At 64.7% G+C, this 18,736-nt stretch carries 18 protein-coding genes and 2 tRNA genes; 16 read left to right on the top strand and 4 right to left on the bottom strand.

Annotated features, from left to right (window positions below; all coding sequences use genetic code 11):
• Both gpmA and K3148_RS04915 read right to left on the bottom strand, forming a co-directional pair.
• Complete coding sequence (gene gpmA / locus K3148_RS04920) at positions 1–687, bottom strand: 2,3-diphosphoglycerate-dependent phosphoglycerate mutase (protein WP_221426198.1); 687 nt, start codon at positions 685–687, stop codon at positions 1–3.
• A 33-nt stretch (positions 688–720) separates the two neighbouring features.
• Positions 721–864 carry a hypothetical protein gene (locus tag K3148_RS04915; RefSeq protein WP_221426197.1) on the bottom strand — a complete coding sequence of 48 codons (144 nt, stop codon included), beginning with the start codon at positions 862–864 and terminating at the stop codon, positions 721–723.
• A gap of 114 nt (positions 865–978) precedes the next feature.
• On the opposite strand from K3148_RS04915, the gene K3148_RS04910 reads away from it, so the two are divergent.
• The 4 genes from K3148_RS04910 to K3148_RS04895 all read left to right on the top strand — a co-directional run bounded on the left by K3148_RS04910 (position 979) and on the right by K3148_RS04895 (position 4,582).
• Positions 979–1,053: transfer RNA gene (locus K3148_RS04910), tRNA-Thr, on the top strand.
• A gap of 333 nt (positions 1,054–1,386) precedes the next feature.
• Positions 1,387–2,556: an acyl-CoA dehydrogenase family protein gene (locus tag K3148_RS04905; protein ID WP_221426196.1), complete on the top strand. Its 1,170-nt coding sequence runs from the start codon at positions 1,387–1,389 to the stop codon at positions 2,554–2,556.
• A gap of 32 nt (positions 2,557–2,588) precedes the next feature.
• Positions 2,589–3,056: a PH domain-containing protein gene (locus K3148_RS04900; protein WP_221426195.1), complete on the top strand. Its 468-nt coding sequence runs from the start codon at positions 2,589–2,591 to the stop codon at positions 3,054–3,056.
• Positions 3,053–4,582, top strand: coding sequence for a PH domain-containing protein (locus K3148_RS04895; protein ID WP_221426194.1), 1,530 nt, complete (start codon positions 3,053–3,055; stop codon positions 4,580–4,582). The genes K3148_RS04900 and K3148_RS04895 overlap by 4 nt, the downstream gene beginning before the upstream one ends.
• Here the strand turns inward: K3148_RS04895 and K3148_RS04890 are convergent.
• A complete protein-coding gene (locus K3148_RS04890; protein ID WP_221426193.1) occupies positions 4,579–4,875 on the bottom strand; it encodes a GNAT family N-acetyltransferase in 297 nt (98 codons plus the stop codon). The genes K3148_RS04895 and K3148_RS04890 overlap by 4 nt on opposite strands.
• Before the next feature lie 54 nt (positions 4,876–4,929).
• Here K3148_RS04890 and K3148_RS04885 point away from each other — a divergent pair, with 54 nt between their 5' ends.
• Positions 4,930–5,925, top strand: a complete 996-nt coding sequence (locus K3148_RS04885; RefSeq protein WP_221426192.1) for a threonine aldolase family protein — start codon at positions 4,930–4,932, stop codon at positions 5,923–5,925.
• Complete coding sequence (locus tag K3148_RS04880; RefSeq protein WP_221426191.1) at positions 5,922–6,866, top strand: DMT family transporter; 945 nt, start codon at positions 5,922–5,924, stop codon at positions 6,864–6,866. The genes K3148_RS04885 and K3148_RS04880 overlap by 4 nt, the downstream gene beginning before the upstream one ends.
• Here K3148_RS04880 and K3148_RS04875 read toward each other — a convergent pair.
• A complete protein-coding gene (locus K3148_RS04875; RefSeq protein ID WP_221426190.1) occupies positions 6,850–7,635 on the bottom strand; it encodes a Rossmann-fold NAD(P)-binding domain-containing protein in 786 nt (261 codons plus the stop codon). The two genes, K3148_RS04880 and K3148_RS04875, sit on opposite strands and share 17 nt — an antisense overlap.
• A 42-nt stretch (positions 7,636–7,677) precedes the next feature.
• Between K3148_RS04875 and pepN the strand changes: the two genes are divergently transcribed.
• The 10 genes from pepN (at position 7,678) to K3148_RS04825 (ending at position 18,712) form a co-directional block, all read left to right on the top strand.
• Positions 7,678–10,329 (top strand): aminopeptidase N, encoded by a 2,652-nt coding sequence (gene pepN / locus K3148_RS04870; protein ID WP_221426189.1) that lies wholly within the window; start codon positions 7,678–7,680, stop codon positions 10,327–10,329.
• Positions 10,322–10,981, top strand: a complete 660-nt coding sequence (pgeF, locus tag K3148_RS04865) for a peptidoglycan editing factor PgeF (protein WP_221426188.1) — start codon at positions 10,322–10,324, stop codon at positions 10,979–10,981. Before pepN ends, pgeF begins: the two co-directional genes overlap by 8 nt.
• A 241-nt stretch (positions 10,982–11,222) precedes the next feature.
• A complete protein-coding gene (petA, locus tag K3148_RS04860; protein WP_221426187.1) occupies positions 11,223–11,795 on the top strand; it encodes a ubiquinol-cytochrome c reductase iron-sulfur subunit in 573 nt (190 codons plus the stop codon).
• A 23-nt stretch (positions 11,796–11,818) separates the two neighbouring features.
• The gene (locus K3148_RS04855) at positions 11,819–13,114 is read left to right on the top strand and encodes a cytochrome b (protein ID WP_221426186.1); all 1,296 of its coding nucleotides are present in this window, start codon (positions 11,819–11,821) and stop codon (positions 13,112–13,114) included.
• Between the two features lie 19 nt (positions 13,115–13,133).
• Positions 13,134–13,982, top strand: coding sequence for a cytochrome c1 (locus K3148_RS04850; RefSeq protein ID WP_221426185.1), 849 nt, complete (start codon positions 13,134–13,136; stop codon positions 13,980–13,982).
• A 78-nt stretch (positions 13,983–14,060) separates the two neighbouring features.
• Complete coding sequence (locus K3148_RS04845; RefSeq protein ID WP_221426621.1) at positions 14,061–14,597, top strand: adenine phosphoribosyltransferase; 537 nt, start codon at positions 14,061–14,063, stop codon at positions 14,595–14,597.
• 89 nt (positions 14,598–14,686) lie between these two features.
• The gene (locus K3148_RS04840) at positions 14,687–16,537 is read left to right on the top strand and encodes a cation:proton antiporter (protein WP_221426184.1); all 1,851 of its coding nucleotides are present in this window, start codon (positions 14,687–14,689) and stop codon (positions 16,535–16,537) included.
• Positions 16,534–17,187 (top strand): OmpA family protein, encoded by a 654-nt coding sequence (locus K3148_RS04835; protein WP_221426183.1) that lies wholly within the window; start codon positions 16,534–16,536, stop codon positions 17,185–17,187. Before K3148_RS04840 ends, K3148_RS04835 begins: the two co-directional genes overlap by 4 nt.
• A 72-nt stretch (positions 17,188–17,259) precedes the next feature.
• A tRNA-Gly gene (locus K3148_RS04830) sits at positions 17,260–17,333 on the top strand.
• Between the two features lie 311 nt (positions 17,334–17,644).
• Entirely contained in the window at positions 17,645–18,712 is a 1,068-nt protein-coding gene (locus K3148_RS04825) for a bifunctional nicotinamide-nucleotide adenylyltransferase/Nudix hydroxylase (RefSeq protein ID WP_221426182.1), read from the top strand.
• The last annotated feature ends 24 nt before the right edge of the window (positions 18,713–18,736 follow it).

Below are 18,736 nucleotides of genomic sequence, written 5' to 3'. Positions count from 1 at the left end.
TTATGCGTCCTTCAGGTAATAGCGTTCACCCGAGACCGTCGCGCCGTCGAATTCGTAGACGATCGGCTGGCCGGTCGGGATTTCGAGGCCGGTGATTTCCTCGTCCGAGATGTTCGAGAGATGCTTCACCAGCGCGCGCAAGGAATTGCCGTGGGCCGAGATAATGACCGTCTCGCCCTTGGCGAGCTGCGGCAGGATCGCCTCTTCCCAATAGGGCAGCACCCGCTCGATGGTGAGCTTCAAGCTTTCGGTCAGCGGCACGTCGATCCCGGCGTAACGCGGGTCGTCCGACAGGTCGAATTCGCTGCCGCGCTCCATCTCCGGCGGCGGCACGTCGAAGCTGCGGCGCCAGATATGCACCTGCTCGTCGCCATGCTTGTCGCGGGTCTGCTGCTTGTCGAGGCCGGTGAGGCCGCCATAGTGACGCTCGTTCAGATGCCAGTCGCGGGTCACCGGGATCCACAGCCGGTCGCATTCCTCCAGTGCCAGGTTGAGTGTCTTGATCGCGCGTTTCTGGAGCGAGGTGAAAGACACCGTCGGCAGCACGCCCTTGGCTTTCATCAGCCGGCCCGCTTCGCGCGCCTCGGCTTCGCCCTTCTCGGTGAGGTCGACATCCCACCAGCCGGTGAAACGGTTGGCGAGGTTCCACTCGCTCTGGCCGTGGCGAACGAGGATCAGCTTCGACATGATTACTCCGGTTTTCGCTAGGAGTGCCGTGCGTTAGCGCTCCGTATCTGGCTTGGAAACCCCGTCCTCGCCCGATTCGCGCATTTCGCGGGTCTGGGTTTTTCGGCGGCGAAGGTTCTCACGAAGTTTCGCGGCGAGGCGTTCCTCGCGTGTCATCTTGTCGTTTGCGGCGCTCATGGCGCATTCCTTTTGCGAATTTCGCCAATCCGGGCAAGCGAAGGTTGACTTATCCGCCGCGTCTGCCAATAGCGCGCGCCTCCACCCCATCGGTATGACCGACGGGCAGCATGTGCTGCTGTAGCTCAGTGGTAGAGCGCACCCTTGGTAAGGGTGAGGCCGGGAGTTCAATCCTCCCCAGCAGCACCATTTCCACCGCAGGTGGAAATGGTTTTTTGTTACGCCTCAAGCGCCGGCGTTCGCATCCGCTCACTTGGCTATCCTCGCTCACACGACCTGAAGGTCGCGTCGCTGCGGGCGCGCAGTCGCGCTTGCACTCGCCTTCGGCTCGCGTTTGGCACCAAAACCGGGCCGGCGGAGGCCCGGCAAGGCCGACCGGCCGCCCGCAGGGGCCCGTAGCGAAGCGGAGGAACAGCCCCGAGGACGAACCGACGGAGGTCGGTTCGAAAAACAAAAACTCATCGCTCTCCCCTTGCGCCCGCTTTCTCAGGACGGCACCCCTCGCCGCCAGAGGAGACGCTAATGGATTTCCGCCTTACCGAGCAGCAGCGCGAGCTTCAGGATGCGGCGCGGGTGTTTGCGCGCAAGGAATTGCCCGATCTCGCGCGCGAGATGGAGGAGAAGGACTTCTCCGTGCCGGCCGAGATGGTGCGGCGGTATGGCGAGATGGGCTTTCTCGGGGTCAATCTGCCCGAGCAGTATGGGGGGCTGGGGCTCGGCCATCTTGAGGCGCTCCTGGTGCTCGAGCAGTTTGCGATGATTTCCAACGCGGTCGCCTTTCCGATTTTCGAGGCGTTGGTGGGTCCCGCCCGCACGATCGAGCGATTCGGTTCGGACGCGCTCAAGGCGAAGATCATCCCGCAGGTCGTCAGCGGAGAGGCGACCGTGGCCGTGTCCATGTCCGAACCCGATGCCGGGACCGCGCTGACCGATCTTTCCACACGCGCCCGCGAGGAGGGTGACCACTTCATCCTCGACGGCAACAAGCGCTGGACCTCGGGCGCGGGCCACGCGCGGTATTACGTCGTCTATACGCGGCTTTCCGATGCGCCGGGCGCCAAGGGGATCGGCGCGCTGCTGGTCGACAAGGCGATGGAGGGCGTGTCCTTCGGGGGGCGCGAACAGCTGATGGGCTTCCGCGGGATCGAGACGCGCGACATCACCTTCGACGGCGTGCAAGTGCCGCGCGAAAACCTCATCGTGCCCGCAGGCGGTTTCGGGAAACTGATGAGCGCCTTCGGTCTCGAACGCTGCGGGAACGCAACGCAATCGCTCGGCCTTGCCGCCGCCGCGCTCGAACAGGCGACCGAATACGTTCAGGAGCGCGAGGCCTTCGGCAAACCCATCGTCGACTTCCAGGCGGTGCAGATGCGGCTGGCCGAAATGGCGATGCAGGTCGAGGCCGCGCGCCTCCTTATCTACCGCGCCGCCGCCAACGCTGCGCACAATGCGGACGGCCTGCCGAGCGTCTACGAAAGCTCTACCGCCAAGTGCTATGCCAATGAGATCGTCCGCAGCGTCACCGCCAACGGCATGCAGGTGATGGGCGGTTACGGCTATCACAAGGATTACGGTATGGAGCAGCGCGTGCGCGACGGGTTCGCATGGGGCATTGCCGGCGGGACGACCGATGTGCAGAAAACCAACATTGCGGCGGCCATCGTCGGACGGCGCTTCGATCAAAGGCGTTGACCGCGCGCACGGCGGCACTAGTCAGCAAACGCATGGACGGTGACGAGGAACTGACGAGGCTCGACCCTCGCTTCAAGCGTGTGCTCATGGTGCAGGGTCTCCTGTGGGGGCTCGTCGTAATGGCGGGGGCCATCGTGGCCGATCTCGTCCTGGACGACTGGCCGGATGTGCTGTGGATCCCCGCGCTCATCTTCTGGATCGTGCAGGCGGGTGTGCTGCCGGGGCGGCGCTATCGTTCGCGCGGCTATCGCATGGGCGAGGACGAGCTGCGCACGGTGCAAGGCGTGTGGAACCACTGGGACATCGTCGTCCCATTCGGCCGCGTCCAGCATATCGACGTGCACCAAGGGCCGCTGGAGCGGGCGAACGGTATTGCTACGCTGGTCCTGCATACGGCGGGAACGGCAGCGGCCTCGGTTTCGGTCGAGGGGCTGGCGCATGAGGACGCTATCGCCATGCGCGACCATGTGCGCGACGTCGTGCAGGCGCGCAGCCGGTGAGCCCCGATCCGGCTGTCCGTGGGCAGCGCACCAATCCGCGCGGTTTCCTAATCAAGACGGTCGAGAACCTGCGCCCGACGATCCTGCCGATCGGCATCTTCCTTTTTGCCAAGGCCGACGAGGGATCGACGATCCTGATCATCGGCGCCGTCATGAGCGCGCTTGCCACTTTGGTCGGCGGCGTGATCGCCTATCTCCAGTGGACGCGGCTCACATATTCGCTCGGCGAGACCGAAATTCGCGTCGAAAGCGGCCTCCTGTCGCGCAAGGTCCGCTCGGTCCCGATCGAGCGCATCCAGGATGTCTCGACCACGCAGGGCTTCCTTGCCCGCCTGCTGGGCCTTGTCGAAATCACCTTTGAAACCGGCGCGGGCGCGGGCGAGGATATCGCACTCTCCTATCTCGGCGAGGAAGAAGGCGAACGTCTGCGGCAGGTCATTCGCGATCGCGCAGGGGAAGCGGACGCCGTGGCCGACGCAGCGTACAGCGAGGAAGAGGCCGAGCGACCGCCACTTTTCGCCATGTCGCCGCGGCGCATCCTCACCTTCGGCGTGTTCAACTTCTCGCTCATTGTTTTCGGCGTTACGGGCGCGTTCCTTGCGCAGTTCGACGACTTCCTGCCCTTCGATGTGTGGGACATCGACGGCTGGCGGGAGCGCCTTGCCGGCCCGGGAGCCTGGCTGGCGGGTCTCGGCGCGCTGGCGCAGGCCATCGGGATTGCGGTGCTGGTCGCCACGCTCGGCATCCTCGGCGTTTTGACCGGGATCGTGCGCACAGCCTTGGCGCAATGGAATTTTCGGCTCGACCGGACCGAGAAAGACTTCCGCCGCCGGCGCGGGATGTTCACGCGCACCGATGTGACCCTGCCCATCCGGCGGGTGCAGGCGGCAATCGTCGATGCGCGACCGGTCGAGGCGCTGTTCGGCTGGCGCGGGGCCGCGCTCGTCAGCCTCGCCGCCGATGCGGGCGCGAGCCATCACGACGTCGCGCCGCTCGCCCGGCCCGAGGAGATTGCCCCGATCATTACGGAAGCGAAGCTGTGCATGCCGCATGAAGGCCTGACGTGGGAGCGCGTGTCCCCAGCCCACGCGGTAGCAACGGCGCTCTGGCGCCTGCGTTGGTGGGCCGCACTGGCGATGGCGGTGCTGGTGTTCCAGTATGTCGCCGAGCCTGACGGGCTGCTGGCCTCGCCTCGGCTGGCGCTGGTCCCGGTGGTCATCGGTGCGTGGAAATCACTGCGCACGCTGATGGCGCTGCTGCGCCTGCGCTACGCGATGGATGAGGAACAGGTCTATATCCGGAGCGGCTGGCTATCCTCCATCCTCGAACTGGTCCCGCGCGAGAAGCTGCACACGGTCTCTATCGGGCAGGGGGTTATCGCCCGGCACTTCGGCTTCGCCTATCTTCATTTGGGAGTGGCCGGAGCCTATCCGACCATCGAAGGCCTCCCGCTGGCGCGCGCCCATGCGATTCGCGCAGAGCTGATGGGGTCGATGCAAAGGCGCGACTTCTCCCGCCTCAATTAAGCGCGCAAATCGGCCAGATCCTTGTGCCGGTCGAAATAGCGTTCGACGTAGGAACAGTCGGGCGCAATCTTGAAACCCTGCTGGCGTGCATCGGCAACCAGCGCTTTCACAAGCTCCTCGGCCACGCCCTTGCCGCGCGCTTCGGGCGGCACGAAGGTGTGTTCGGCATGGCGTACACCACCCCGGTCGGTCCAGCTGAGCTTCGCCATGCTGTCGGTTTTATCCAATTTTGCGACATAATCGCCGTGCGTGACGCGATCGCGGCGTTCTATTTCGATTTGAGCGATACCCATGTTCTTTTCTTTCCTTGCTACACAACCAATGCGCAGGTCGCTAAACGCGTTCCGATGCAGTTCCTCTCCGACAATGCCGCCAGTGTTCATCCTGCCGTATGGGAGGCAATGCGCAAGGCCGACGCGGCCGCCTCTCCCTACGATGGCGACAGTCTGAGCGTCACATTGGACGAAAAGATGGCGGCGCTCTTCGGGCGCGACTGCGCGGCGCTGTGGGTGGCGACGGGAACGGCCGCCAACTGCCTTGCGCTCGCCACCATGGTGCCGCCGCACGGCGCGGTGGTGTGCCACGAGGAAGCGCATATCGAGATGGACGAGGGTGGGGCTCCGGGCTTCTTTCTCCACGGGGCGAAGCTGCTCCTGTGCCAGGGCGAGGGCGCCAAGCTAACGCCCGACACGATCCGCGCCGTCATCGACCCCATCCGTGACGATGTGCACCAGGTCCAGCCGCACGCAATCTCGATCACGCAGGCGAGCGAATACGGGCGCGTCTATCGGCCCGAAGAGATCGCGGCGATCCGCGCATTGGCGAGCGAGCGGGGGCTCGGCCTCCATATGGACGGCGCGCGTTTCGGCAACGCCGCCGCTTTCCTTGACTCTCCGGCAGGCGATGTTGCGGGCGCGGTCGATGCGCTCAGCTTCGGCTTCGTGAAGAACGGCGCGATGAGCGCGGAAGCCATCGTGTTCTTCGACGAAGGGCAGGCCGATATCGCGCGCTATCGTCGCAAGCGGGCGGGGCACCTCCAGAGCAAGGGCCGCTTCCTCGCCGCGCAAATCCACGCCATGCTCGACGGCGATCTCTGGCTGGGCAACGCGCGCAGCGCCAACGCCGCGGCTGCGGAAATCGCGGGCGCCTGCGCCGACCGGCTGATGCATCCGGTCGAGGCCAACGAGCTCTTCGTGCGCTGCACCCCGGAGGAGCGCGAGGCGCTGCGCGAACAGGGCTTCGGCTTTTACGACTGGGGCGAAGACGCGGCGCGCTTCGTCACGGCCTGGAACACGCGCGAAGACGACGCCCTCGCGCTGGCAAAGGCCATCGCAAGCCTATGAGCGCGCCCAGTGGCGGCGAGAGCCTGCTCGCCCCGAAGAACCTTGCGGCCTTCCTGCTGGTGAGCCTGATCTGGGGCGGCACCTGGCTGGTGATTCGCGACCAGATTTCCAGCGTGCCGCCGAGCTGGTCGATCACCTGGCGCTTCATCGTGGCCGCGCTCGGCATGTTTGCGCTCGCGAAACTGCGCGGCGAGCCGCTGATGCTGGGGGTGGGGGGCTGGCGCTGGGCAGCGGCGCTGGGGTTGTTCCAGTTCACGCTCAACTTCACCTTCGTCTACCATGCCGAGCATTACATCACCTCCGGCCTCGTCGCGGTGATGTTCGCGCTGCTGGTGGTGCCCAACGCGGTCCTCGGCAAATTCGTCCTCGGCCAGCCGATCCGGCGCGAATTCGTCATCGGTTCGCTGATCGCGGCCATCGGCGTGGCGATGCTGTTCGCGCAGGAGTACCGCGCTACGCCTGCCACGCTCGGGCAGGTGCTGCTCGGCGCGGGGCTGACGGTGGGCGGCATCCTGTCGGCCAGCGCCGCCAATATCGTGCAGGCGATGGAGGGGGCGAAGCGCCAGCCGCTGCTGACGCTGCTCGCCTGGTCGATGGCGCTGAGTGTCGTGATGAACGCGCTTTATGGTCTCGCGACTCAAGGCCCTCCGCAATTCGACACAAGGCCGGCCTACGTACTTGGCACCCTGTATCTCGGCCTTGCCGGGTCGGTGATCACCTTCCCGCTGTATTACGGGCTGGTGCGCAAGGTCGGGGCGGGGACTGCGGCCTATAGTTCGGTCATCGTGCCCATTGTCGCCATGGCACTGTCGACGCTGTTCGAGGGTTTCGTCTGGGGTCCGCTTCCCGCAGCAGGCGCAGCGATTACGCTGGTCGGCATGGTCGTCGCCATGCGCGGACGCGCGGCCCCTCCGCCGCGCCGCGCTACGCCAGAGCTCTGATCGCCGCCAGACCTTCGCGATAGGTCGGATAGCGCGGCTCCCAGCCGAGCACACGCTTCGCCTTGCCGTTCGCCACGCGGCGGTTCTCGGCATAGAAGCCGCGCGCCATGGGCGAGAGATTGGCCTCCTCGATAGCCTGAAGCGGCGGCGGAGCGACGCCCATCAGACGACAGGCTTCCTCGATCACCGCGTTCTGGCTGGTGGGGAGATCGTCCGAAAGATTGTAGGCGCCTTCCGGAGCATCCCTCTCGATCGCGGCAACCACGCCAGCGACGATGTCATCGACATGCACCCGGCTGAAGACCTGCCCGGGCAGATCGATACGGTGCGCCTTGCCGCTCTCCACCCGCTCGAAGGCGCTGCGGGTAGGGCCGTAGATGCCCGGCAGGCGAAACACCCGCGCGCCCTTGTGCAGCCAGCGCGTATCGCATTCGGCGCGGGCGCTGCGGCGGCCGCCGCCGGTCGGGCTGGCCTCGTCGACCCACGCCCCGGCCGTATCGCCGTATACGCCGGTGGACGAGAGATAGCCGAGCCACTTTCCGCCCAGCTCTGCGCCATAGCGGTCGAGCACGGGATCGCTGCCGTCCGAGGGCGGGACCGAATTCAGCACATGGCTCGCCGCCACCAGCGCTTCCGACACCGCATTGGCGTCCGCAAAGTCGATATTCCCCGCGCTGCCAGTGGCGTCGACCTGCCATCCGCGCCCACGCATCTCTTGCGCAAAACGCCCCGCCGTGTAGCCGAGGCCGAAGATGAACAATCGGGCCATCGGGGCGTATTAGCTCACGAACCCGGAAATGACAGGAAAACCATGGATATTGCACGCACCCCCGCAACCCCCGATGGCAATATCGAGATGGCCGACGCCGCCGTCGAACCGAAAGAGCCGGCCGTCATCCGCCGCGAGGATTACACGCCGTTCCCTTGGCTCGTGCCGACGACCCACATGGAATTCGAGCTCGGGCTGGAGAAGACCCGCGTCACCACACGGATCGAGGTCGAGCGCAACGCGAGCGCCGACCATTCCCCCAGCATCCGCCTCAACGGCGACGGCATCGCGCTCGTCTCTCTGAAATGCGATGGCGGCGAGTGCGCCGGCCACGCAATGGAAGGCGACGATCTCGTAGTGACGCTCGAGGGCGATAAGCACACGCTCGAAATTGTCACCGAGATCGACCCCAGCGCCAATTCGCAACTGATGGGCCTCTATGCCTCTTCGGGGATGCTCTGCACCCAGTGCGAGGCCGAAGGCTTTCGCCGCATCACCTTCTTCCCCGATCGCCCCGATGTCCTCTCGACCTACACTGTGCGGATACGCGGACCCAAGGCCCAGTTCCCCGTGCTGCTGTGCAACGGCAACCGCGTCGAAACCGGCGAGGAGGGCGACAGCCACTGGGCCGAATGGCACGATCCCTGGCCCAAGCCGTCCTATCTCTTCGCGCTGGTGGCGGGCGATCTCGTCGCGCGAAGCGACAGCTTCACCACCATGAACGGGCGCGAGGTCGAGCTGAATGTCTATGTCCGCGACGGCGATCTCGACCGTACCGAACACGCGATGGAAAGCCTCAAGCGCAGCATGAAATGGGACGAGGAGGTGTTCGGACGCGAATACGACCTCGACCTCTTCAACATCGTCGCCGTCTCCGATTTCAACATGGGCGCGATGGAGAACAAGGGTCTCAACGTCTTCAACACGAAATACGTGCTGGCCGACCCCGAAACCGCCACCGACGGCGATTACGACGGTGTGGAAGGCGTGATCGGCCACGAATACTTCCACAACTGGTCCGGCAATCGCATCACCTGCCGCGACTGGTTCCAGCTGTCGCTGAAGGAAGGCTTCACCGTGCTGCGTGACCAGTTGTTCAGCCAGGACATGGGGTCCGAGCCGGTCAAACGCATCGAGGACGTGCGCGTCCTGCGCGGCGTGCAATTCCCCGAAGATTCGGGCCCGCTGGCGCATCCCATCCGTCCCGACAGCTACCGAGAGATCAGCAACTTCTACACCTCGACCGTCTACAACAAGGGCGCCGAAGTCATCCGCATGATGCGCACGATGGCGGGCGAAGAGGCTTTCCGCAAAGGCACCGATCTCTATTTCGACCGCCACGATGGCGAGGCGGCGACCTGCGAGGATTTCGTCAAATCCATCGAGGACGGCACCGGAATGGACCTCACCCAGTTTCGCCTCTGGTACAGCCAGGCGGGCACGCCCAAGGTCGCCGTTGACCTTGCGCATGAGGGCGAGGAAGCTGTCCTGACCCTCACCCAGACCGTGCCCGACACGCCGGGCCAGTCGGACAAGCAGCCCATGCCGATCCCGCTGAAGATTGCGCTGTTCGATCGCGCCAGCGGCACGCATTCGGGCGAGCAGCTCATCGTGCTCGACAAGGCGAGCGACACCTTCCGCTTCGGCGGCTTTGCCGAAAAGCCGGTGCTTTCGATCAACCGCAATTTCTCCGCGCCCGTGACCATTCAGCGCGACATTTCGGGCGAGGATCTCGTCTTCCTTGCCGCGAAGGATGACGATCCCTTCGCCCGCTACGAGGCGATGCAGGATTTGATGGTCGGCCATCTCGTGGCCGCCAGCACGGGCGCTTTGTCCGATGCCGACCGCGAGGCGGGTCGCGGCGATATCGTCGCGGCGCTCAAGGCCATCGTCGAGGATGAAGCGCTCGACGACCTCATGCGCGGCGAACTTCTCTCGATGCCGAGCCAGACCTATATCTCCGAGCAGATCGAGGCCGCCGATCCGGGCCGCATCTTCGCCGAACGCGAGGCGCTGAAGGGCGCTATCGGCAGCGCGCTCAAGGATGAGCTCCACCGCCTCTATGAGCGTGCCGAGAAGGTCTCCTATTCGATGAGCGCCGAAGCGAAGGGTGCGCGCAAGCTGAAGACGCTGATCCTCGTCTATGCCGCCGCCAGCGACCCCGAAAAGGCCGCCGAGCTTGCCGCGCACCAGTACGACCGGGCCGACAATATGACCGACCGGCAGGGCGCGCTGATGGTGCTGACCGGCATCGACAGCGCCGAACGCACGGCAAGGCTGATGAACTTCTACAACCGTTACCAAGGCAATGCACTGGTCACTGACAAGTGGTTCTCGCTCCAGGCCATGTCTCTCCACCCCAAGGTGATCGAGCATGTGAAGGCGCTGGCCGATCATCCGGACTTCACCCTCAAGAACCCGAATCGCGTGCGCTCGCTCTACATGGCGTTTGCCGCCAATCCTCACGGCTTCCACGATGCGAGCGGCGAGGGTTACCGGATGATCGCGGATCTGATCCTCGAACTCGATCCGATCAACGCCCAGACCGCGGCGCGCTTCGTCCCGGCGCTGGGCCGCTGGCGGAAGATGGAGCCGGGACGCAGCGCCCTGATGCGCGAGCAGCTGGAACGGATCGCCGCCGCGCCCAAGCTGTCGCGCGACACCTTCGAGCAGGTCACCCGCTCGCTTGGCTGAGGTACTGACCAGCGCGGCGCTCGGCACGGTGCCGCACGGCTTCTCGACCCGCGCGGGGCTGGAAAGCGTCGACGTGCTGCCCGGCGCGCCGCTGGTGAAGCTCAGGCAGGTGCACTCTGCGGATGTATGCGTGATGCGCGAGGCAGGCGGCGAGGTGCGCGAAGGCGATGCTATGGTCACCGACAGGCCCGGCCTCCTGCTCGGCATCGTCACCGCCGATTGCGCGCCGGTGCTCTTCGTCGACGCCGAGGCCGGGGTCGTCGGGGCCGCCCATGCGGGCTGGAAAGGCGCGCGCGCCGGTGTGCTGGAGGCCACTCTGGAAGCGATGGAAAACCTCGGCGCGGACCGGGTGCGTATCACTGCGGTTATCGGCCCGACCATCGCGCAGGCGAGCTACGAGGTGGACGAAGCCTTCCGCGCGCAATTCGAAGAGGCAGATGAGCGCTTCTTCGCACCGGGTCGCGAGGGACACTGGCAATTCGACCTGCCCGTCTATGTCGCGCACCGGCTGGAGACCGCAGGTACGGGGCGAATCGCCGATCTCGGGCTCGACACCTATGCCGACGAGGCGCGCTTCTTCTCCTATCGACGGGCGACGCATCGCGGCGAGCCGACCGCCGGACGCCAGATCAGCGCCATCGCCCTGCCGTAACGTCCAGTCGCCAGTGGGGGGGGCAGGCTTGCTCCGGACGGCAGTGTTGTTGCCAAAATGGCGGTTGGCAATGCGCGACAGAGAGGCTAGAGGCGCGTCCAAACCGGAACACCGGGGGCTTTCGCGCAGGCTGAATCCGCCTATGCGGGTGCAACCGGTTCCCGCTCCGGTCAGGTTCGCAACAATTTTTTCCGCCGCGCTCCTTCGGCGCGGCATGTAAGGCAGGCAAGGCAAGGCGCTGATGGCAGACACGACTGCACCCGCTACCCCCGAGACGGTGACCACCACCGAAGACGGTATCCGTCGCCGGGATTTCCTCGATATCGCAGCGGTCAGCGCGGCAGGCATCGGCGGTCTCGCCGTGGTCTATCCGCTGGTCAGCCAGATGGCGCCGTCGAAGGACGTGCTCGCCGCCAGCTCGACCGAAGTCGACGTGTCGGGCATCGAGCCGGGCCAGGCGATCAAGGCCGTGTTCCGCAAGCAGCCGCTCTTCGTGAAGCGCCTGACGCCTGCGGAAATCCAGGCCGCCAACGCCACCGCCACCGGTTCACTGCGCGACCCGCAGAGCCTAGCCGACCGCACCAAGGAAGGGCACGAGGACATCCTCGTCACCATGGGCGTCTGCACCCACCTCGGCTGCGTGCCGCTGGGCGCTGCCGAAGGCGAAGTGAAGGGTGAGTTCGGCGGCTATTTCTGCCCCTGCCACGGTTCGCATTACGATACCGCAGGCCGAATCCGTAAAGGCCCGGCGCCGTCCAACCTCGAAGTGCCGGAATACGAGTTCACCTCGGATACGGTCATCCAGGTCGGCTGAGTTAGAAGACGAGAGACAGACACATGAGCTTTCCCTGGGCACGCCAGTACGAACCGAAGAACGGTCTGACCAAGTTCCTTGACGAGAAGCTGCCGCTTCCGCGCCTCGTCTACAACGCCGTCGGTGCCGGCTATCCGGTCCCGCGCAATCTTTCGTACTTCTGGAATTTCGGCGTCCTCGCCGGCTTCTTCCTCGTGGTACAGATCGTCACCGGCGTGGTGCTCGCCATGCATTATGCGGCGAACGCGCAGGTCGCCTTCGCCACGACCGAGCACATCATGCGCGACGTCAACTGGGGCTGGCTGATGCGCTATGCCCACGCCAACGGTGCGAGCTTCTTCTTCATCGTCGTCTACCTGCACATCTTCCGCGGCCTGTTCTATTCGAGCTACAAAGCCCCGCGCGAGATGATCTGGCTGCTCGGCGTCGTCATCTTCCTCCTCATGATGGCCACCGCCTTCATGGGTTACGTGCTTCCCTGGGGCCAGATGAGCTTCTGGGGTGCCAAGGTCATTACCGGCCTGTTCGGCGCTATCCCGCTGGTGGGCGAGCCTATCCAGGTCTGGCTGCTCGGCGGTTTCGCCCCCGATAACGCCGCGCTGAACCGCTTCTTCAGCCTGCACTTCCTGCTGCCCTTCGTGATCGCGGGCGTCGTGATCCTGCACATCTGGGCGCTGCATATCCCGGGTTCGTCGAACCCGACGGGCGTGGAAGTGAAGAGCGAAAGCGACACCGTGCCCTTCCACCCGTATTACACGGCGAAGGACGGCTTCGGCCTCGGCATCGCACTGCTGCTTTACTTCGCGATGGTCTTCTTCCTGCCCAACGCGCTGGGCCATCCGGACAACTACATCGAGGCGAACCCGCTCTCGACGCCGGCGCACATCGTGCCCGAATGGTACTTCTGGCCGTTCTACGCGATCCTGCGTGCCTTCACGGTCGACTTCTTTTTCGTGCCGGCGAAGCTGATGGGCGTCATCGCGATGTTCGCATCGATCCTGCTGTGGTTCTTCCTGCCCTGGCTCGACAAGTCGCCGGTGCGCAGCGGCCACTACCGTCCGCTGTTCCGCAAGTTCTTCTGGTTCGGCCTGATCCCCGCGATGATCGTCCTGTTCATCTGCGGCGGCGCGCCGGCTGAAGAACCCTATGTGATGCTCAGCCAGATCGCGACGGCTTACTACTTCCTTCACTTCCTGGTGATCCTGCCGATCATCTCGAGCGTCGAGAAACCCGAACCGCTGCCCTATTCGATCACCGAAGCCGTCCTCGGCTCGGACAAGAAGGTCGTCAAAGGCGAAAACACGTCGCCGGCCGTCTAAGCGAGTTAACGAGAGACCCATGACCAAGCTTCTCAGCGTCCGCCTTGTCGCTATCCTCGTCGGCCTCGGCTTTGCCGTCGCCGTCCTGTGGGCCTTCGTCGTCGGCGCTATCAACGCCGCGACCGAAGAGGCCGCAGGCCATGTGCCCTACGAACACCCGCGTGACCTCGCCTGGTCCTTCGACGGGCCCTTCGGCAAGTGGGACCAGCAGCAGCTCCAGCGCGGCCTCAAGGTCTATGACGAAGTCTGCTCGGCCTGCCACAGCCTCAAGTATGTCGCTTTCCGCGATCTCGAGCAGCTCGGCTATTCCGAAGCTCAGGTGAAGGCCTACGCCGCGACCAAGCAGGTTCCTGGCATCGACCCGAACACCGGCGAAGCGACCACGCGCGCAGGTCTGCCGACCGACTACTTCCCGTCGCCCTATCCCAACAATGTGGCAGCGGCTGCGGCGAACAACAACGCGATCCCGCCCGATCTTTCGCTGATGACCAAAGCGCGCGGCGACGGCACCAACTACGTCGCTTCGCTGCTCATGGGCTATCAGGCGCCGTCGGCCGAGCTTCTCGAAGAGCATCCCGAAGCGGCACCGGGACCGGGTCTGCATCACAACCCCTACTTCCCGAACCTCAACCTCGCGATGGCTCCGCCGCTCACCAGCGCCGGACAGGTGACCTATGACGACGGCACCGAAGCCTCGGTCGAGCAGATGAGCAAGGACGTCGCCGCCTTCCTTACCTGGACCGCCGAGCCGACGCTGGTGAAGCGCAAGCAGACCGGCTGGCCCGTGCTGATCTTCCTCCTGTTCGCGACCGTGCTCGCCTACATGTCGAAGAAGCAGATCTGGTCGGCGGTGAAGCCGAAGAAGTAAGGCTCTTCGCACAAGCGACTTGAAACGCCCCTCCATCCACGCGATGCGAGGGGCGGTTTCGTTTCCGGGAGAAAGACAATCGCGCCGCATGAGCTGAAATCGCTGGTCCGCACCATTCCGGATTTTCCCATCGAGGGTATCCAGTTCCGCGACATCACCACGCTCATCGGCCATGGCGAAGGCTTCGCCGCCACCGTCGACTGGCTGGCCGAAAAGGTCACCGCCAGTGGGGCCGAGGCGATCGCGGGAATGGAAGCGCGCGGCTTCATCTTCGGAGCCGCGGTGGCGGCCCGGCTTTCGCTTCCCTTCCTGCCCGTGCGCAAGTCGGGCAAGCTGCCCTGCGACACGATCTCGGTGGACTACGCGCTCGAATACGGTTCCGACACGCTGGAGATGGACCCGGCCTCGGTGCATGAGGGCCAGCGCGTGGCGATGGTCGATGACCTGCTCGCAACCGGCGGCACGGCGTGCGCCACCGCCAAACTGCTGCGGCAGGCCGGGGCGCGGGTCGAGCACGCCTTCTTCGTTATCGACCTGCCCGATCTGGGTGGCGCCAAGAAACTCGAAGACTGCGGCGTGGCGGTTGCCGCGCTGATGGAGTTCGAGGGCGATTGAAAATTTTCCCGCGCAATTTGGATAAATCGCGCGGCTAAGGCATTGAAGGGACGAGCCGGCTCGCAGGGGGCCGTAACCACGCGAGGGGCATGGAACAGACACTCGTCATAGCGCTGGTCGGAATTCTCGGCATCGGGGCGCAATGGATTGCCTGGCGCACGGGCTGGCCGGCCATTGTCCTTATGCTGGCAGCAGGTTTCCTCGCAGGGCCGGTCTTCGGCGTCTTCGATCCGGAGCACGCTTTTGGCGAATTGCTCGAACCGATCGTGGCTGTCGGCGTCGCGCTGATCCTGTTCGAGGGCGGCCTCAGCCTCGATTTTCGCGAGCTCCGGCATACCGGCGGCGCGGTCGCACGGCTGGCGACCATCGGCGTAGTGCTCGGCTGGCTCTTCGGCGCGCTGGCTGGAATTTACATCGCGGGCCTTGCGCCTGAGGTCGCGATCCTGTTCGGCGGCATCCTCGTCGTCACCGGACCAACGGTGGTGATACCGCTGTTGCGTCAGAGCTCGGTCAAGTCGCGCCCCGCCTCGATCCTCAAATGGGAAGCGATCGTCAACGATCCGACCGGCGCGCTGTGCGCCGTCATCGCCTACGAATACTTCCGCAAGGTCGCCGAAAGCCCGGGCGCCTCGCTGTTCGAAGTCGTCCCGCCGCTGATCATCGCCGCGATCCTTGCCGGCCTCATCGGCTATGTCGCCGCGCTTGCGATTGCCTGGTCCTTCCCGCGCGGTGCCGTGCCCGAATATCTCAAGGTTCCGGTCCTTCTGACCGCAGTCATCGGCGTCTTCGTGATCTCCAACCTGATCGAACACGAGGCAGGTCTCGTCGCGGTCACCGTGATGGGCGTGGCGCTGGCGAACATGAACGTGACATCGCTGCGCTCGATCCATCCCTTCAAGGAAAACATCGCGGTCCTGCTGGTTTCGGGTATCTTTATCCTGCTGTCCGCCTCGCTCAGCATCGAGGATGTGCGCTACATCAACTGGCCCATCGCCTGGTTCCTCCTCGCGCTGCTCTTCCTCGTACGGCCCGCGACGATCCTCTTGAGCCTGCTTGGCAGCAACATCCCCTGGAACGAGCGCCTCTTCCTTGCTTGGATCGCGCCGCGAGGGATCGTGCTGGTGGCCATTTCGGGCCTGTTTGCGCTCCGCCTCTCCGACCTTGGCTTCACCGATGGCAACCTCCTTATCGGCCTGAGTTTCGCGGTGGTCGTGGTGACCATCGTCGCGCATGGCTTCTCGGTCGATTTCGTCGCCAAGCTGCTCAAGGTAAAGGGTGTGACGCGGCCCGGCATGCTGATCGTCGGCAGCACGCCCTGGACCATCGCGCTGGCCGAGCAGATGCGCGACATGAAAGCGCCGGTGATCGTGGTCGACGCCAGCTGGCAGCGCCTCGCGCTCGCCCGGCAAAAGGGCATTCCCTTCTACCACGGCGAAATCCTCAACGAGGCGACCGAGCACAATCTCGAACTCGCGCCTTACCAGAACCTCGTCGCGGCGACCGAGAACGAGGCCTATAACGCGCTGGTCTGCAACGAGTTCGCGCATGAGATTGGGCGCGACAGCGTGTTCCAGCTGGGCGAGAGCGCCGATGGCGAGGATCGCCACGCGCTGCCCGCCTCATTGCGCGGCCGCGCGTTGTTCGAAAGCGGCTTCGGCGTCGAGGACGTGAGCGAGCGGCAGCGCCAGGGCTGGGTCTTCCGCAAGACGCGCCTGTCGGAAGAATTCGACTTCGAGAAGATGCAGGAGAAGCTGCCCAACGCCGCTAACATGCTGCTGCTGGTGCGCGACAACGGCACGATCCGCTTCTTCACCCACGCCGCCAAGCCCGAGCCGCGCGCTGGCGACGTCATCCTCAGTTTCTCGCCACCCCAGCCGAAGACGGCGGAAGACGTGGCGGCCAAGAAAGCGGCCAAGAGCAAGGGGGCACCGGCCACATGAAAGCTGTACGATTTTCGCTGATGCCGATGGTGGCGCTCGGGGCTGCGCTGGCGCTGGCTTCCTGTGATCGCAAGGAAGAGCCTGCCGGCGATGCCGAGGGCGCTGGCGGCGATACCCCGCGCTCCATCTTCCAGGAGGATCCGGCCGAAGGCGGCAAAGGCGTTCTTCCCGTGCCGCAGCTTCCGCCGCTGGAAACGACGCTCTCCTTCGCCGACGACACCAGCGATCTCACCGAAGCAGTCCGCGCCGAACTCGCCACAATCCTCGATTCGCAGCAGGTCGACGCGGGCGGGCGAATCGTGTTGCGCGGCCATTCGGATTCGGTCGGCAGCGACGAGGAAAACCTCGAAGCCTCGCGCGAGCGGGCCGAAGCGGTACGCGATTTCCTCGTCGAGAATGGCATCGCCGAGGAGCGAATCACCGTCATCGCTTTCGGCGAGCAGAACCCCATCTCTCCCAACGCCCTGCCGGACGGCTCGCCAAACGAAGAGGGGCGCGCCACCAACCGCCGGGTCGAGGTCACGGTCGAAACCGGACGCGCGAAGCGCGAGCAGACGCTTATCGAGACGCTCACCGAAGGCGAGGAGGAAAGCGATGCGGCCGCAGCCTCCTCTCCGGCTCGTAAAGAGGCGCGCAATCCATCGCAATGAGCGGTTGACGAAACCCCATCGCCGGTGGCATTTGCGCCTCCGCTCGAACGTCCTGACAGGGGCGCTGGCTGTGCGGGTATAGCATAGTGGTAATGCTCCAGCCTTCCAAGCTGGCTAGAGGGGTTCGATTCCCCTTACCCGCTCCACTCTCTCCAGAGCCGCAGAAATTCGCGCATGGCCCAAATAAAATGGCCGGACGCGAGCGGGGAGGTGCGCGCATCCGGCCATGGCAACCCGAAGGGCATCTTCGGCCCTAAACGGACTTGAGCCCCTAAATTAGCGAATCCTGAAATACCAGTCCCCCGGTGGGGGGACAGGAGGTGCGCAAAATTAACCGTACTTTGCTGCAAGTCCCTGTTGCGAAACGAACAATTGACTTCCCCGTACCCCTGTATCACATACGTATACGTCGATGGGGAGTCCATCGGCGCACATCTCAATCGAGGGAGTCTCGATCATGGCATACGAAGCCGATTACGGCGTCTTCATCGGACGCTTCCAGCCGCTCCACCTTGGTCACGAACACGTCATCCGCGATGCGCTCGAACGCGTTGCGAAGCTGATCGTTTTGGTCGGATCGGCCAATGTCGCGCGCGATCCGCGCAACCCCTTCACCTTCGAAGAGCGCGAGCACATGCTGCGCGGCTCCTTCGCCTATGAAATGGCGCAGGGGCGCATCGTCGTCCAGCCGCTCGACGACCATCTCTATTCCGACACCGCTTGGGTCGCCGAGGCGCAGCGCCGCGTGAACGAGGTGATCCTGCGCGAGGCGAACCCCGAAGGGCTGGGCCTCCACGGTACGCAGGATTTCAGCGTCGTGCTCGCCGGTTTCGGCAAGGACAACACGAGCTATTACCTCAAGCTCTTTCCCGAATGGGGCTCAATCCAGCTGGAATCGAGCGATTCCACTTTCGGCGCGACCGAGGTGCGCGAGCGCTTCTTCCAGCGCATCCCCGAAGTGCCGCAGCGCGCGCTGTCGAAGGGTGTGGCGGAGCAACTCGAAGCTTTCGCTCTCAGCGCCGATTTCCGGCGGCTGCTTGCCGAACGCGAATATCTCGACGCCTATCCCAAGGAATGGGGCGAGGGGCCCTTCGTCACCGCCGATGCGGTAGTGGTCCAGGCGGGGCATATCCTCCTCGTCGAACGCGGCCAGCTGCCCGGCAAGGGCCTCCTCGCCCTACCCGGCGGCTTCGTGAACAAGCACGAGCGCATCCGCGACGCCGCAATCCGCGAATTGCGCGAGGAAACGGGAATTTCCGACGGCAAGGGCCAAATCCCGCCCGCCATGCTGGCCAGTTTCATCGAGGACAGCGAAACGCGCGTCTTCGATGCGCCGAGCCGGTCCTTGCGCGGCCGGATCATCACCCACGCCTTCCTCTTCCGCCTGCCCGAGCGCCGCGAACTGGCACAGGTCAAGGGCGGGGACGATGCGGCCCATGCCCAATGGTATCGCCTCGGCGAACTCCGCCCCGAACAGATGTTCGAGGACCACTGGTCGATCATCGAACAAATGGCAGATCTCTAGAATTTTAACCGGTTCGGAGGAGTT

Source organism: Qipengyuania aurantiaca (assembly GCF_019711375.1).
In the GTDB taxonomy this organism is placed as follows: domain Bacteria; phylum Pseudomonadota; class Alphaproteobacteria; order Sphingomonadales; family Sphingomonadaceae; genus Qipengyuania; species Qipengyuania aurantiaca.
Note: the sequence above shows the minus strand (reverse complement) of the source record. Positions and strands in the feature narration are given on the sequence as shown.

What these genes read in the sequence shown, in the direction of transcription:
- K3148_RS04890 (WP_221426193.1), bottom strand. Translation starts at nt 4,875, where the DNA reads ATGGGTATCGCTCAAATCGAAATAGAACGCCGCGATCGCGTCACGCAC.
- K3148_RS04850 (WP_221426185.1), top strand. Translation starts at nt 13,134, where the DNA reads ATGACCAAGCTTCTCAGCGTCCGCCTTGTCGCTATCCTCGTCGGCCTC.
- K3148_RS04915 (WP_221426197.1), bottom strand. Translation starts at nt 864, where the DNA reads ATGAGCGCCGCAAACGACAAGATGACACGCGAGGAACGCCTCGCCGCG.
- pepN (WP_221426189.1), top strand. Translation starts at nt 7,678, where the DNA reads ATGGATATTGCACGCACCCCCGCAACCCCCGATGGCAATATCGAGATG.
- K3148_RS04835 (WP_221426183.1), top strand. Translation starts at nt 16,534, where the DNA reads ATGAAAGCTGTACGATTTTCGCTGATGCCGATGGTGGCGCTCGGGGCT.
- K3148_RS04880 (WP_221426191.1), top strand. Translation starts at nt 5,922, where the DNA reads ATGAGCGCGCCCAGTGGCGGCGAGAGCCTGCTCGCCCCGAAGAACCTT.
- K3148_RS04840 (WP_221426184.1), top strand. Translation starts at nt 14,687, where the DNA reads ATGGAACAGACACTCGTCATAGCGCTGGTCGGAATTCTCGGCATCGGG.
- gpmA (WP_221426198.1), bottom strand. Translation starts at nt 687, where the DNA reads ATGTCGAAGCTGATCCTCGTTCGCCACGGCCAGAGCGAGTGGAACCTC.
- K3148_RS04900 (WP_221426195.1), top strand. Translation starts at nt 2,589, where the DNA reads ATGGACGGTGACGAGGAACTGACGAGGCTCGACCCTCGCTTCAAGCGT.
- K3148_RS04885 (WP_221426192.1), top strand. Translation starts at nt 4,930, where the DNA reads ATGCAGTTCCTCTCCGACAATGCCGCCAGTGTTCATCCTGCCGTATGG.
- K3148_RS04825 (WP_221426182.1), top strand. Translation starts at nt 17,645, where the DNA reads ATGGCATACGAAGCCGATTACGGCGTCTTCATCGGACGCTTCCAGCCG.
- petA (WP_221426187.1), top strand. Translation starts at nt 11,223, where the DNA reads ATGGCAGACACGACTGCACCCGCTACCCCCGAGACGGTGACCACCACC.
- K3148_RS04875 (WP_221426190.1), bottom strand. Translation starts at nt 7,635, where the DNA reads ATGGCCCGATTGTTCATCTTCGGCCTCGGCTACACGGCGGGGCGTTTT.
- K3148_RS04905 (WP_221426196.1), top strand. Translation starts at nt 1,387, where the DNA reads ATGGATTTCCGCCTTACCGAGCAGCAGCGCGAGCTTCAGGATGCGGCG.
- K3148_RS04855 (WP_221426186.1), top strand. Translation starts at nt 11,819, where the DNA reads ATGAGCTTTCCCTGGGCACGCCAGTACGAACCGAAGAACGGTCTGACC.